The sequence below is a fragment of the Bacillus cereus group sp. MYBK108-1 genome (genome assembly GCF_051917185.1).
Taxonomy (GTDB): domain Bacteria; phylum Bacillota; class Bacilli; order Bacillales; family Bacillaceae_G; genus Bacillus_A; species Bacillus_A cereus.
In genome coordinates this window covers 122,300-136,096 of the sequence record NZ_JBQAHZ010000010.1, presented here as the reverse complement: position 1 = coordinate 136,096, position 13,797 = coordinate 122,300, and the positions used below count along the sequence as shown (strand labels likewise).

Here is a 13,797-nt window from a genome sequence, read left to right as displayed (position 1 = left end):
CATTTATAATAGACTTAAATTAATTAATATAATTAATTGTTAATTTTATTATATTAATTGGATAGGAGAGAATGTTATGGCAAATGTACTCGTAATAAATTTCCCTGGGGAAGGTCATATTAATCCGACTTTAGCTATTGTAAGTGAGTTAATTCAGCGAGGGGAAACAGTTGTTTCTTATTGTATTGAAGATTATAGAAAGAAGGTTGAAGCAACAGGTGCGGAATTCCGAGTGTTTGAGAATTTTCTCTCTCAAATTAATATTATGGAACGAGTAAATGAAGGTGGGAGCCCTTTGACGATGCTATCTCATATGATTGAAGCATCAGAGCGTATTGTTACTCAAATTGTAGAAGAAACAAAAGAGGAAAAATATGATTATTTAATATATGATAATCATTTTCCAGTAGGACGTATTATAGCGAATATTTTACAATTACCAAGCGTTTCATCCTGTACAACGTTTGCTGTTAATCAGTACATTAATTTTCATGATGAGCAAGAATCGAGACAAGTAGATGAAATGGATCCATTATATCAATCTTGTTTAGCGGGAATGGAAAGATGGAATAAGCAGTATGGAATGAAATGTAATAGTATGTATGATATTATGAACCATCCTGGTGATATTACGATTGTATATACTTCAAAAGAATATCAGCCACGTTCAGAGGTATTTGATGAATCGTATAAATTTGTAGGTCCATCAATTGCTACTCGAAAAGAAGTGGGGAGTTTTCCTACCGAAGATTTAAAAAATGAAAAAGTGATTTTCATTTCTATGGGAACAGTTTTTAATGAACAACCTGCTTTGTATGAAAAATGTTTTGAAGCGTTTAAAGATGTTGATGCGACAGTCGTATTAGTCGTTGGTAAGAAGATAAATATAAGTCAATTTGAAAATATCCCGAAAAACTTTAAGTTGTATAATTATGTCCCGCAATTAGAAGTTTTACAGCATGCTGATGTATTCGTGACACATGGTGGTATGAATAGTTCGAGTGAAGCGTTATATTACGGTGTTCCATTAGTTGTAATTCCGGTAACAGGAGATCAGCCATTCGTTGCAAAACGATTGACTGAAGTAGGGGCAGGCATAACACTTAATCGTAACGAGTTAACTTCTGAATTGTTACGTGAGACTGTAAAGAAAGTAATGGATGATGTGACGTTTAAGGAAAATAGTCGTAAAGTGGGAGAGTCGCTTAGAAATGCTGGTGGATATCAAAGGGCAGTTGAGGAAATATTCAAATTAAAAATGAAGCCGTACGTAAAGATTAAATAGATGTTAAAAACACACTTACTTTTAATTTGTAAGTGTGTTTCTAGTATTACGCGTTACATGTATTACATAAAAATAGCGATAAAGGTGAAACTTTTCTGTATATAAATCGATACCTTTGAATTAGTAGTAAAATTACGTTAAAATAATACTAAGAAAATATATAAGTTTTGGGGGTAATGAATGAAGAAAGTATTTGAATACGTATTATTAACAATTGGCTCAATTATAGTAGCAGGTTCATTAGAGCTTATTTTAGCACCTAATGGATTAGTAGATGGCGGGGTAACGGCTATTGCTATTATGGCAAATAAAGTCGCAGGATTGCCGCTTTATGGTGTGTTCTTAGGAATTAATATCCCAATTTTATTATTTACTGCAAAAGTAATGGGAAAGAAGTTTTTTATCCGTACATCTTATGCGAATGTAGTTACAACACTCGGATTAATTTATTTAAAACCATTTCCAGCAATTACGACTTCTGAGTTATTAATTGTACTTTATGGTGGAGTACTGTTTGGAATTGGTGTTGGGATTGTTGTTAAAATGGGTGGAGCAATTGACGGTTCAGAAATGTTAGCAGTTTGGATGAATAAACACTTTAATGTACCGATTAGTACATTTTTACTTGCAGTAAATGCAGTTATTTTCATCTTTGTTGCCATTTTATTTTCAATCGAACAAGCGATGTTCTCGTTAGCAATTTTCTATATTGTTACGAAGATGATTGATTTTATACTAGATGGTATTAATCAAGGTAAGAGCGTTATGATTATTTCTGGTAAGAATAAAGAAATAGGCGATTTACTTATGAAAGAATTACAACTATCTGTTACGTATCTACATGGAGAAGGTGGTTTTTTAGGGGAGCATAAGAGAATCATTTATTGCATTACAAACCGATTCATTTATCCGAAAATGAAAGATCTCGTTCTCTCTGTAGATCCAACCGCTATAATTGAAGCTTCCTATTCAACAGAAACGACTGGTGTGAAACGTCCGGGAAGGAAAGCTAGGTCAGGTGAATAACTAGAAGAAGGCTGTCCAAAAAGTTATTTTGGAACAGCCTTCTTTTTTATTTTGTTGAATTGTTAACAGGTTACAAGTTAAACCCACTGTTAACAAGTTTCCTTGCAACTAGGGAACCAAGCGTCTTTCAATAATATAGCCAACGTTTCAATTTTATTTTCCGGAATACTACCAAAGCCGAGTAATACGTATGATTCCTTACGTAAATCATTCACGAAATCATATGGAGAAAGTGGGTATAATTTAACGCTTTGTTTTTTAGCGGATTCAATCAGTTCATTTTCATTCATACTGTTATTTACACATAAAACAATATGAAGTCCGGACTGTTCGCCAAGAATTTGAACATTAGCCCCCATTTCTTTCGTAATGGATTTTACTAACGTATGATGTTTTCTTTTATATAGTGTACGACTCCGATTAAGGTGACGTTCCCAATTCCCGTTTTGTATAAATTTAGCAAAAGCAAGTTGTTGTATTGTAGCGACTGTTTGTTTGAAAATTCCATGCAGTTCTTGATATATCTTTAAAAGGTGTGGTGGTAAAACAACATATCCCATTCGTAAAGAAGGTAAAAAAGATTTTGAGAAAGTTCCCATATAAATAACGCGTTCATTTGAATCAAGACTTTGTAAAGAAGGAATTGGCTTACCAGCGTAGCGAAACTCTCCGTCATAGTCATCTTCAATAATGTATCCATTGCAATCATTAGCCCACTTTAACAATTCTAATCTTCTAGATAATGGCATAATAATCCCGAGTGGAAATTGGTGTGATGGTGTAACGTATGCGACATTGGAATTTGTATTGTATAAACTAGAAATATCAATCCCTTTTTCATCCAATGGTATGGGATGAATTTGTCTATCACAGCTTTTAATAATTGCGTGTATACGGTGAAATCCAGGGTTTTCAATGCCGTATTCTTTTGTAGGGCCAAGCAGTTGAAGTAGTAGCCAGAGAAGTGGCTGTGTTCCGGCGCCAATAACAATTTGATCAGGTGAAGAATGTACACCGCGAGAATGATATAAATATGTTGATATATGCTCTCGAAGAGCGAATTCACCTTGAGGATCTTCTTTGGCAAATAGTGCATTTTCGTATGTAAGTATGGATTCTTGTAATGCTCGTTTCCAATTTGTAATCGGAAATGCATTTTGATCAATAAGCCCTTGGCTACAATCATATTCAAATTTTTCTTCTATCAAATTGTTCGTCTTCTTTGCTGCATTTCGTTTTTTATTTGGGATAACGTCAATATCGAAATTTGCTACAAAAATACCACGTTTCGGTTTACTTTCTGCATAACCTTCAGCTAATAACTGTTGATAAGCTGATTCAACAGTAATGCGGCTAATATTAAGTTGTGATGCTAAATTTCTGTGTGAGGGTAGACGTGTGCCAACAGAAATAGTCCCTTGTATAATTTCAGCTTTTATATATTCGTAAATTTGCAAGTAAATAGGTGTGTTACTTTGTAATTGCAATGGGATAGTAAAATCCATATAAAACTCTCCTTTAAAACTGGCCTTATAAAAAACACTTAAACTGCCACTTAAGTAAAGGGCAGTTTCTTTCTATAATAATGATATAACATTTAGAAAATTATTTAAATAGTTAAGGGAGAGTTAAAAATGAATGTTAAAGAAGTAGTAACAGAAGAGCAATTACATGAAGTATTACCTGTTTTACAGCAATTAAGAACGAAACTTTCAAAAGAGGAAACAAGCTCTTTATTTCGAAATATGAAAGAAGAAAATTATAAACTATTTTCGCTGCGTAATGAGGATGGTGAAGTTGTTAGCCTTGCAGGTGTAGCAATTTGTACGAACTTTTATAATAAGAAACACGTTTTCGTATATGACCTTGTAACAGCAGACGCACATCGTTCAAAAGGACATGGAAATGTATTACTTTCGTATATAGAGAACTGGGGAAAGGAAAACGAATGTGAGTCTATCGTCCTTACTTCAGCATTTTCAAGAATTGATGCTCATCGTTTTTATGAAAGAGAAGGGTATGATAAGGTGAGTTATTCTTTTCATAAAGAATTATAAAAAATAAGAAGAAGTTGTCCCGCAAAAGTTGGGAACAGCTTCTTCTTATTTTTTAAGTTATTATTAAACCGTAAATAGGTTGTAAGTTATGGTATATGTATTTGAAAAGGTTATATAGTGTATTTTGTCGAATTGTTTTAATTTAATAAAGAGAATGATTGGAGCGCTTATACTTGAAAAAAATAAAGAAACTATCAATCCCTAATGATGCTAGAGTTATCGTCATATCTGATATTCATGGAGAATTAAATCTTTTAAAAGAAGCACTACATAAAGTTAACTTTAAAGATGAAGATTATTTAATTATTAATGGAGATCTTTGCGAGAAAGGACGAGATAGCGTAGGCGTAGTAAACTACGTTATGAATCTTGTAAAGAACAATTCAAAGGTTCACGTTGTTGAAGGGAATTGTGAAGTTATAGTTGATGCTCTTCTAAATGAAAATCCTGATCTTATTAATTATTTATGTATGAGAAAGCACTCGATTTTTAATGAATGGCTAGAGCAATTAGGTTTTTCAGTTTATGAGGGCACTTCAATTCGTGAAGTGAAAGAAGCATTGTTAAGTGAATTTTCACAAGAACTATATTGGCTAACAGAGTTGCCAACAGCGATTGAAACAGAAGATTATATTTTTGTGCATGCCGGTCTAGAAGATAGAGTAGATTGGAAAGAAACTGAGCGCAAAAATGCGATAGCAATGCCACAGTTTTTTAATAAATCACATAAAGCAAATAAGTATGTAATAGTTGGTCATTGGCCTGTCGTGAACTATTCTGAAGAAGCACCGTCTAACAATCCAGTTATTGATAAGGAGAAAAAAATTATTGCAATTGATGGAGGAAATGCAATTAAAGAAGCAGGACAATTAAATGTATTTATTATTCAGAGGAAACAAACGGGCGATACGTTTTTTTGTACATATGTAGACTATTTTCCAGAGTATGAAGTAATAGCGGATTTTAATGCGAATTCAGAAATGCAGGGCGGAGTGACATATCCGTATTATTACATAGAGCCTATCGAGAAGATGCAAGACTACACCGTATGTAAACAAAAGGAAACGAATAATTTACTCACTGTAAAAAATGAATATATGAAACAACTTGAGTCAGGTGAATATACAGTGAAAACCGATATTTCTTGTGCGCAAATAAGCGTTAGGAAGGGAGATATCGTTTCTCTCATTGATGGTAGCTGTTCAGGATATGATTTAATTAAAAAAGATGGCGTAGAGGGTTGGATAGAGAAAGGGATTTTAGTTGAGATAGAAAAAGTGAAAAATAAAACATTAAGCTGAAATAGGAGGGATATAACCTCCTATTTTTTTAAAGGAGTAGATTGCTTGCTGTCTTTAATAAGTAAATAAATCGTACTCGGCAGAATGATAAGCGTCATTCCTAAAAGAATTGCTAGTATAGCATAACCTCTATAGGGAGCAGAAACGATAAAAGGAAGTATCGCTAAAAAAATACCTGCTATCATCATTGAAATACTACTAATATTTGAAGCTCTTTTTTCAAGGTGCTTATCATTCCATTCTAATGAAACGGTTGATTTAGTCGTATCAATTTTGGAACTGAAATAACCTATTAATATAAATAAAAGCCCTAATGCTAAAAATATGAAATGACCAAGAGGAAGTGAAAAGCCAAGAGCGATGAGGGCGATGACAATATCGACAAAAAATAAGAATAGTAACATTGTGTTGCCGATCAAATGGAGAAATTTCTGGTTACTCGCTGCTTTAGATAAAGCTAAAAATACAAAGAATAAGAAGGAACATATAATTATATTTACGATTACAAAAGTGCTTTTATCCATTGTTGATGTAGGCGTTCCATTAAAGTCCCATTTCGTAACAATACTTAATGGTAAGAAGAAATAGAGAATAATATTTGTCATAATAATAGTAAGAAATAAAGCAATACTAAATCGATTATTCACTGAATCACCAGCTTTCTAAATCAATAATTGGTATCTAATAACAAAATTATACAATATAATATATGATATCAGTTTTGATTTTTCTGAAAAAATATTATAATTATATATGAAATAAAGAGGAATGCAGGAGGGAATTATGCAAAACGTTGTATTAAAGGGGAAGAAAGTTACAATTCGTACAATAGAAGAATCAGATATAAAAACATTATGGAATATCATATTTAAAGAAGAAAGTCCAGAATGGAAGAAATGGGATGCGCCATATTTCCCGTTCTCAATGCAAGAATACTCTTCCTATAAAGAGAAGATGCAAACTCGTTTGAAAGAAGAACCACTGTCAAATTTAATTATAGAAAATAACGGTCAAATCATTGGGACAGTCGGGTTTTATTGGGAATATAAACCGACGCGTTGGTTAGAGATGGGGCTTGTGATTTATGACTCAACATACTGGAATGGTGGATACGGTACAGAAGCATTGACATTATATAGAGATTTGCTATTTGAAAAAATGGAGATTGGTAGAGTAGGAATCACGACTTGGTCTGGCAATGAACGAATGATGAAAGTAGCGGAGAAAATAGGAATGAGCTTAGAAGGTAGAATGCGAAAGTGTCGTTATTATAACGGAACATACTATGATTCTATTCGAATGGGCATGATTCGTGAAGAATGGGAAGCGCTATGTGTAACGAAGGGGTGAGAAAGATTGTACGCTATTATTGCTACATTTGATCGTGTGTTTACTCATAAAATTACAGAACTGCAAAATGAATTAACAAATGTAATTGGAACAAATCAACTAGCTGGAGTAGAACCTCATATTACGTTAGCTGATTATAATGAGTTAGATGTCCATTTGTATACGGAGAAACTAGGGGAGTTTGTAGCTATTCAAGAAAATATGGATGCAGTAACTTTTCCTTCTATTGGAATTTTTCCTACTAATGGAACGGTCTTTCTAGCGCCGACTGTTACCGATGAATTGTTAAAACTTCATCATTCTTATCATGATTATTTTAAAACTTTTCATGACAACCCAAATTCATATTACGTACCGGGAAAATGGGTTCCGCATTGTACAATTGCAAATAGATTACATACAAAGCAGTTTTTAAGTGTAATGGAATATATTTATGGGAAATTTGATTTTGCAACAGCTTCAATTGAGAAATTAAAATTAATTAAGGTGAATTATGAAAATGGTTCTGCCATTTCTTCTAGTATATTAGCAGAATATAATTTAAAGAGAATGGAGACATCGAGATGACATATATAATTAGAGAAATGAAGCAAGAAGATATTCATGCTGTACAATCAGTAGCAAAAATAGCTTGGCATGATACATACGAAGGCATTATTCCAAGAGAAATTCAAGATAGTTTTTTAGATGAGGCATACTCTGATGAAAAAATGAAATATCGTCTTAAAAATACACATTTATTCGTTGCGGAAGAAGAGGGTAAAGTAATAGGGTTTGCAAACTTTTCACCTGTTAGACTACAAAACGAAGCAGAATTAGGTGCGATTTATTTGTTACCAGATCAGCAAGGAAAAGGGATCGGAAGTGCTTTATTACAAAGAGGGATTAAAGCATTAAATGGGATACGGAAATTGTACATACATGTAGAAGCAGCAAATGAAAAAGGAAAACGCTTTTATGAAGCGAAAGGTTTTGCTGAATTAGAGCAATTTGAAGAAGACTTTGAAGGACATATGATGCAGACAGTAAGGATGGTTTTATACGTATAAGGAGGACTAGTAATGAAAATTTTTGATTTTAGTGAAAAAGTAGGAAAGCACCTATCAGTATTTCAATCTAATTTCATCATGTCAAAAATATTAAACCATCAAGGAAATATACATATCGGTGCTATGCATTTACACGAGAATGGAATCATCGGTAATCATGAAGCAGTTGTATCTCAACTGCTTCTTATTGTGGACGGGACAGGATATGTATGTGGAGTAAATAAAGAAAAGATAAAGATAGAGGCGGGACAAGCTGTGTTTTGGGAAAAGGGAGAGCTCCATGAAACAAGTACAGAACACGGATTAACGGCAATTGTTATGGAAGCGGAGAATCTTGAACAAGCGATAGTAATGCCTATTATTCAAGGGGAGTTGTGAAAAATGATAATTAAGGCGAATCAAGAAGATAGCAATGAAATATTAAAATATGCGGCTCAATCGCTTTTTGAAGGGACGAGAGGGAATTGTCAATTAAGTACCGAGAAAGCAATTGAGATTACAAAGCCGATTGTAGAAAAAGGAGCATACTATTTAATTATTAAAGAAGAAAATAAAGTAATGGGATGGATATTAATAGGGGAAAATACAGACTATTTTTCTCGTGAAAAACTTGGATTTATATATGAATTGTACGTTTTCCCAAAATATCGCGGGAGAGGATTATCGCGAGAACTGATGGAAGCTGGTATTAAGGAATTACAGGAGAAGTATTCAGAAATTCGGTTGAATGTATTTGCTGGGAATTTTGCAAAAGAGATGTACGAAGAGTTTGGGTTTGTTGAAAGGCAGGTAATTATGACTTTGAAGTGAGTATTATAGTCTGAATGGGAGAAAATAATGATTTAGTGGCTACTTTCTCGCTGGGATTTAAAGTGAATAAGTCCTTATAAATATATAAAATAGATGGTTTGCCTTTATTTTATAGTAGATTTATAGAGTGTGCTTAAAAAATAAATAAATTAGTATTATACAATATATCGTTATTATAGTAAAAGAGAAATTTTGGAAAAATATCATTTTTTTGTTTAGAAATTTTTAAATTATTGATATAATCAATTTGTAGAATTGATTATTGGTTAATTTTACTATTTTTTAATTTTAAGGGGGATTTAATAATGGCAGGACAAATTCGTATGTCACCAGAGGAGCTTAAATCGAAAGCGACTCGATATGGACAAGGTGCAAATCAAATTGAGGACATTTTACGTCAACTACAAAACTTACAAAATGAATTAAGAGGAGAATGGGAAGGTCGTGCTTTCGAAGGTTTTGACCAACAGTTCAATCAATTAAAGCCAAAAGTACAAAACTTCGCACAGTTATTACAAGAAATTAATATGCAGCTTAATAAAACTGCAGAAGCTGTTGCTAGACATGACGAAGATCTTTCTCGTAATTTCGGTCTACAATAAGACAGATAAAAAGAAATATATAATTTAGCCATGCAACCATACGTTGTATGGCTAAATTACTTTAAAACTAGAGTAAGATACGAAGTCTTTCATTAGATAGACTCGCAGTCGCAGGAGTGATAAGTAGTGAAAAAGTTCAAATGGAGCATCTTGTTGTTTATTATTTTAGCTCTTGTACTATCAACAGGGGTCTCCTATTTAGCATTAAATCAAAATGTTAAGAAAGCTAATGAGAATACTACACCAAAAATGACAGTTGCGTTGGTAAATGAAGATCAGGGCACTGTATTTGAGGGCAATAAAATAGCGTTTGGAGATCAATTTGTTAAAAATGTAAATAAAAATACGAAACAAGAATGGTACGTAGTTAGTCGCGGGGTAGCAGAAAATGGATTGAAAAATAATAATTACAATATGATGATTGTTATTCCAAATGATTTTTCTAGGAAAGCAGTTGCGATTGATTCAGAGATTCCGGAGAAATTAACTTTAAACTACAAAGTAAATGCAACTGGGAATAAGGATTTGAAAGCTGAGGCAGAAAATACAGCTTCCGTTATTTTAGAAGATTTCAATAAGCAAATAATCGACGTTTATTTTGCGAGTATTATCGGTAAGCTACAAGGTGCACAAGATAATATAGGTAAAATAATTGAAAAAGGAAACGTTCAAACAACTATGTATAAAAAAGATATACATAGTCCGTTAGCAAATTACACAAATCAATTTAAAACAGTACAAGATTATACAGGTGTTTCTGTTAATAGTTTCAAAGGATTTCAGGATGTTTTAAAAGGTTTCGGTCAAGCGTTAGATGAAGGGAATAAATCTAACAGTATGTACTTAGATGGTTTTAATAACTTTCAAAAAATGCAAACTGATAACAATTTGTTAGCGAATAATTTCACAAATCAATTCAATCAATATATGAATGATATGAATGCAGGCGATGCTTTAAAGCAATTAAGTGCATTGGAATCCGCTAATAAAATTATTTCAAATCAATTTACGTTTTCAGAGAAAGAACCGAATATTTTAACTGATGCTTCAGCAATTCAAAAATATTTAGCAGATGTAAAAAAACAAGTGTCTGAATATGATACAGAACTTGCAGGAAAGTTAGAAAGTGATATTCAAGATACGGTAATTAAGAAATTAAAGCAATCAATGTCGAATGATGGAAAGCAAGAAATCTTCATAAATACATTAATGAAACAACCAGATGTTCGAATAAAGAAACAAATCGAGAATTTAATTGCGAAATTACCTAGTTTAAACATGGAAGAAATCGGTCAAAGTGATTTACCAGATACAACGAAATTACAACTGCAAAATGTAATTCAATTTACAAAAAAATATAATAAAGAAAATAATTTTTATTATGATCCTGTAAATAAAATATCTTTAGGAAACGCCATTAAAGAAGTGAAGGATAGACTTTATACAGAGGGAATTACATTTAGTGATACTGCGAAAGTAATTAAAATGGAATCTCCGCAAATTTTGAAGATAAGTATTCCAGAAGAGTTTAAACTAGATGGAAGTACAGAAGCTTTATATATTGATGATGTGGATCGTACAAGTGACTTTCTTCAAAGCGAAGCAGGAGAAATTACAATAGCTCCTCGTAATGAAGGTGATATAAAGATTAGCTTGCATGTGAAGCTAAAAGATCCAAACATCAATATAGATGTTTTCTCTCCTGTAACATGGCAGTGGGAATTGAGCGGGACTCATAAAAAAGAAACTAGTCCTGAAAAAGAAGAACCTAATAAAGAGGATAAAGGAACACAAACTGAAAACAGCAAGGTGGAAAATGTGGTTCATAAATCACAGTATGGCATAATGCCGTTAGTACACAATGCTAAAACGCCTATTATTCAAAAAACAGAACAGAGTAATAATGGTGACAGTGTAAAGCCTGATACAGGAGGAAAACCTGATGCAGGAGGAAAACCTGATGCAGGAGGAAAACCTGATACGGGAGGAAATCCAGACACAGGAGGAAAACCTGATACGGGAGGAAATCCAGACACAGGAGGAAAACCTGATACAGGAGGAAAACCTGATACAGGAGGAAAACCTGATACGGGAGGAAATCCAGACACAGGAGGAAAACCTGATACGGGAGGAAATCCAGACACAGGAGGAAAACCTGATACAGGAGGAAATCCAGACACGGGAGGAAAACCTGATACAGGAGAGAAACCAGACACAGGAGAAAAACCTGATACAGGAGAGAAACCAGACACAGGAGAAAAACCTGATACAGGAGAGAAGCCAGACACAGGAGAAAAACCTGATACAGGAGAGAAGCCAGACACTGGGACAGATAACGGTAGCAATTCAAAAACTATTGAAAGTACAACGAATCAAGTTATACATCAAAAAACAGAAAAAATAACAGATATTACTTCCAGTGTATTAATAAAAGAAGCAGTAGATACAGTCGAAAGTTATCAAGGTTTAATGAGCCTTTACGAAATGTATTATGGGATTGATTTAAGAACGAAAGATGTAGGTCCTAAGTTAGAAGAGGGAAGTTTAGATGCAATTGCGACGGATCAATCTTTGTACTACGTATTAAATAAACAAAGCTTAATTGATTTAATTTCAAATCTTGTTTCATCAAGTATTACTACAGAAATAAAACAAGATATGTCAGGTTTAAAACAAAAAATAAACTCTTATCAACAATCTATTACTAGTGCGGATCAAAATTCTATGCTACTAGCGGAGAAATTAAATGGAACGACGCAACAAGCAACTAGTATGAATGAAAATTTAGGAGAGTATTTAAAAGGTTTAGCGAAATGGCGTGAGAATAGCTTAAAGCTAGTTGAAGAGCAGCAAGTATTAACAACAAATCATGCTGGTGAGCAAACAGCTGTTTTATCGTTAGATTCTGGTATTAAATCATTAATGATGCAAAGTCAGTCATTGGTCGAAAGTTCGAAGCATAGTTTAGCAACTTCAGACGATGTATATAAAACATTTGATCAAATTAATGGACAAGCAAAAGAAATTCAAGACAGCGGAACGACAATTGTTTCAAAAGCTGATTTATTATTAAATGACTTTACGAAGAAAATGGAAGATGATAAATCATTCTCCAAAAACTTTACGAAAATTTTAGCGAATAGCCGTATTGGAGATCGTCAAAATGAGATGCTATATGACTTTTTAGCTAGTCCAGTTCAAAAGCAAAATGATGGAGTAATTGTAGCAGGAAATGCTTTTACACCATACTTAATTGTATTAACTTGTTTCATTGTTGCATTATTTACAGCATACGCAATTGCGAATCAAGAAAAGAAACGAATGCAATCAGATCATTTTGAAGAGAAATTCTCATTAATTGATATGAATGTACCAACTACAGTAGTAGCTTTCGGTATATCAATTGTGGAAGGGATTAGTATAGGTATCATTTCTGGGCGTCTTTTAAAGTTTGGTCAGGATCAAAGTTTACTATGGATTGCGTTCATCACATTTATTATGATGGCGTTTGTATTAGTCTCAACCTACTTATTACGACAAATAAAAATGGTAGGAATGTTTATACTATTAGTATTTTTAAGCATGTACCTGTTTTTAACTGAGGCAGTTGGAAGTAAAGTAGATCAAATGTCGTCTGTCGGAAAGATACGTCAATTCTCACCGCTTCAGTATATAGAAAGTTTTCTAAATGATTTTATTAGTGGTAAAGATACTGGGAAAGTTATTTTTGTCGTATTGTTTGTAATTGCCATTATTGGATTGGTTAGTAATCTATTTGTATGGCATAAGAAATGGGAGGAAAAAGAAGTAAATGATCAAACAATGGAGCATAGTGGCTAAGTTATCATTTCTCTCTATCCTTTTACTGTTTGTCGCGCTACCGATAAGGAGCGCGGCTGACAGTTATCTTGGTGATGATGGGAAGATTAAGTTTAAAGTGGATCGACTTGAAGAAAGCGACCAAGAAAAAAATAAAAAGGAACATAAAGAAACAGAATTAGATAAAGCATCGATTGAGTTATTTAACAAAGATATAGAGGAAGAAATTGAGAAAAAGAAAAAGAAAGAACAAAAAGATATGGAAGCTTTGCGAGATTCTCTTTTTACAAAACCAAAAGAGAATAATAGTGTTAAAGATACGAAAAATAGTTTATTTAGCAGTGAATACATTGTCAGAAAAAGTGCAGATGAAGTAGCGAGTAATGAAACAATGAATGAAGAGCCAATTAGTATAACAATAATATTATTATTTGGCGGCGGCATTCTACTTATTTGCATCGGTATTTATACGGTTCTTCGTAAAAGTTGGAGGTAAAG

At 33.1% G+C, this 13,797-nt stretch carries 14 protein-coding genes; 12 read left to right on the top strand and 2 right to left on the bottom strand.

Going from position 1 to position 13,797, the window contains the following annotated elements:
• The first annotated feature begins 76 nt into the window (after window positions 1-76).
• On the top strand, window positions 77-1,285 hold the full coding sequence (locus ACTFSL_RS16165) for a macrolide family glycosyltransferase (RefSeq protein WP_000024464.1): 1,209 nt from the start codon (window positions 77-79) through the stop codon (window positions 1,283-1,285).
• A gap of 180 nt (window positions 1,286-1,465) precedes the next feature.
• Window positions 1,466-2,311: a YitT family protein gene (locus tag ACTFSL_RS16160; protein WP_000755126.1), complete on the top strand. Its 846-nt coding sequence runs from the start codon at window positions 1,466-1,468 to the stop codon at window positions 2,309-2,311.
• An 89-nt stretch (window positions 2,312-2,400) separates the two neighbouring features.
• Here the strand turns inward: ACTFSL_RS16160 and pdxR are convergent, their stop codons facing one another.
• Entirely contained in the window at window positions 2,401-3,816 is a 1,416-nt protein-coding gene (gene pdxR, locus ACTFSL_RS16155) for a MocR-like pyridoxine biosynthesis transcription factor PdxR (RefSeq protein WP_440042048.1), read from the bottom strand.
• A 129-nt stretch (window positions 3,817-3,945) separates the two neighbouring features.
• Between pdxR and ACTFSL_RS16150 the strand changes: the two genes are divergently transcribed.
• Window positions 3,946-4,368 carry a GNAT family N-acetyltransferase gene (locus ACTFSL_RS16150; RefSeq protein WP_440042046.1) on the top strand — a complete coding sequence of 141 codons (423 nt, stop codon included), beginning with the start codon at window positions 3,946-3,948 and terminating at the stop codon, window positions 4,366-4,368.
• 173 nt (window positions 4,369-4,541) lie between these two features.
• On the top strand, window positions 4,542-5,669 hold the full coding sequence (locus ACTFSL_RS16145) for a metallophosphoesterase (protein ID WP_440042044.1): 1,128 nt from the start codon (window positions 4,542-4,544) through the stop codon (window positions 5,667-5,669).
• Window positions 5,670-5,689: 20 nt separating this feature from the next.
• Here ACTFSL_RS16145 and ACTFSL_RS16140 read toward each other — a convergent pair whose 3' ends face one another.
• On the bottom strand, window positions 5,690-6,316 hold the full coding sequence (locus tag ACTFSL_RS16140; protein ID WP_440042043.1) for a DUF1648 domain-containing protein: 627 nt from the start codon (window positions 6,314-6,316) through the stop codon (window positions 5,690-5,692).
• 136 nt (window positions 6,317-6,452) lie between these two features.
• Between ACTFSL_RS16140 and ACTFSL_RS16135 the strand changes: the two genes are divergently transcribed.
• From ACTFSL_RS16135 to essA, 8 genes are all read left to right on the top strand, one after another.
• Entirely contained in the window at window positions 6,453-7,019 is a 567-nt protein-coding gene (locus ACTFSL_RS16135) for a GNAT family N-acetyltransferase (protein WP_001181856.1), read from the top strand.
• A 6-nt stretch (window positions 7,020-7,025) separates the two neighbouring features.
• Window positions 7,026-7,586: a 2'-5' RNA ligase family protein gene (locus ACTFSL_RS16130; RefSeq protein ID WP_440042041.1), complete on the top strand. Its 561-nt coding sequence runs from the start codon at window positions 7,026-7,028 to the stop codon at window positions 7,584-7,586.
• Window positions 7,583-8,068: a GNAT family N-acetyltransferase gene (locus ACTFSL_RS16125; protein ID WP_000221052.1), complete on the top strand. Its 486-nt coding sequence runs from the start codon at window positions 7,583-7,585 to the stop codon at window positions 8,066-8,068. Before ACTFSL_RS16130 ends, ACTFSL_RS16125 begins: the two co-directional genes overlap by 4 nt.
• Before the next feature lie 12 nt (window positions 8,069-8,080).
• A complete protein-coding gene (locus ACTFSL_RS16120; RefSeq protein WP_000688072.1) occupies window positions 8,081-8,446 on the top strand; it encodes a cupin in 366 nt (121 codons plus the stop codon).
• A 3-nt stretch (window positions 8,447-8,449) separates the two neighbouring features.
• Complete coding sequence (locus ACTFSL_RS16115) at window positions 8,450-8,878, top strand: GNAT family N-acetyltransferase (protein WP_000584231.1); 429 nt, start codon at window positions 8,450-8,452, stop codon at window positions 8,876-8,878.
• Window positions 8,879-9,183: 305 nt separating this feature from the next.
• Window positions 9,184-9,480 (top strand): WXG100 family type VII secretion target, encoded by a 297-nt coding sequence (locus ACTFSL_RS16110; RefSeq protein WP_000918601.1) that lies wholly within the window; start codon window positions 9,184-9,186, stop codon window positions 9,478-9,480.
• 126 nt (window positions 9,481-9,606) lie between these two features.
• The gene (esaA, locus tag ACTFSL_RS16105; protein WP_240440584.1) at window positions 9,607-13,320 is read left to right on the top strand and encodes a type VII secretion protein EsaA; all 3,714 of its coding nucleotides are present in this window, start codon (window positions 9,607-9,609) and stop codon (window positions 13,318-13,320) included.
• Window positions 13,292-13,795 carry a type VII secretion protein EssA gene (gene essA / locus ACTFSL_RS16100; RefSeq protein ID WP_000595655.1) on the top strand — a complete coding sequence of 168 codons (504 nt, stop codon included), beginning with the start codon at window positions 13,292-13,294 and terminating at the stop codon, window positions 13,793-13,795. Before esaA ends, essA begins: the two co-directional genes overlap by 29 nt.
• Window positions 13,796-13,797 lie beyond the last annotated feature (2 nt).

Excerpts from the sequence above, each read along its gene's own strand:
- ACTFSL_RS16160 (WP_000755126.1), top strand. The coding sequence starts at position 1,466 with ATGAAGAAAGTATTTGAATACGTATTATTAACAATTGGCTCAATTATA.
- essA (WP_000595655.1), top strand. The coding sequence starts at position 13,292 with ATGATCAAACAATGGAGCATAGTGGCTAAGTTATCATTTCTCTCTATC.
- ACTFSL_RS16120 (WP_000688072.1), top strand. The coding sequence starts at position 8,081 with ATGAAAATTTTTGATTTTAGTGAAAAAGTAGGAAAGCACCTATCAGTA.
- ACTFSL_RS16110 (WP_000918601.1), top strand. The coding sequence starts at position 9,184 with ATGGCAGGACAAATTCGTATGTCACCAGAGGAGCTTAAATCGAAAGCG.
- ACTFSL_RS16125 (WP_000221052.1), top strand. The coding sequence starts at position 7,583 with ATGACATATATAATTAGAGAAATGAAGCAAGAAGATATTCATGCTGTA.
- ACTFSL_RS16150 (WP_440042046.1), top strand. The coding sequence starts at position 3,946 with ATGAATGTTAAAGAAGTAGTAACAGAAGAGCAATTACATGAAGTATTA.
- pdxR (WP_440042048.1), bottom strand. The coding sequence starts at position 3,816 with ATGGATTTTACTATCCCATTGCAATTACAAAGTAACACACCTATTTAC.
- ACTFSL_RS16165 (WP_000024464.1), top strand. The coding sequence starts at position 77 with ATGGCAAATGTACTCGTAATAAATTTCCCTGGGGAAGGTCATATTAAT.
- ACTFSL_RS16135 (WP_001181856.1), top strand. The coding sequence starts at position 6,453 with ATGCAAAACGTTGTATTAAAGGGGAAGAAAGTTACAATTCGTACAATA.
- ACTFSL_RS16115 (WP_000584231.1), top strand. The coding sequence starts at position 8,450 with ATGATAATTAAGGCGAATCAAGAAGATAGCAATGAAATATTAAAATAT.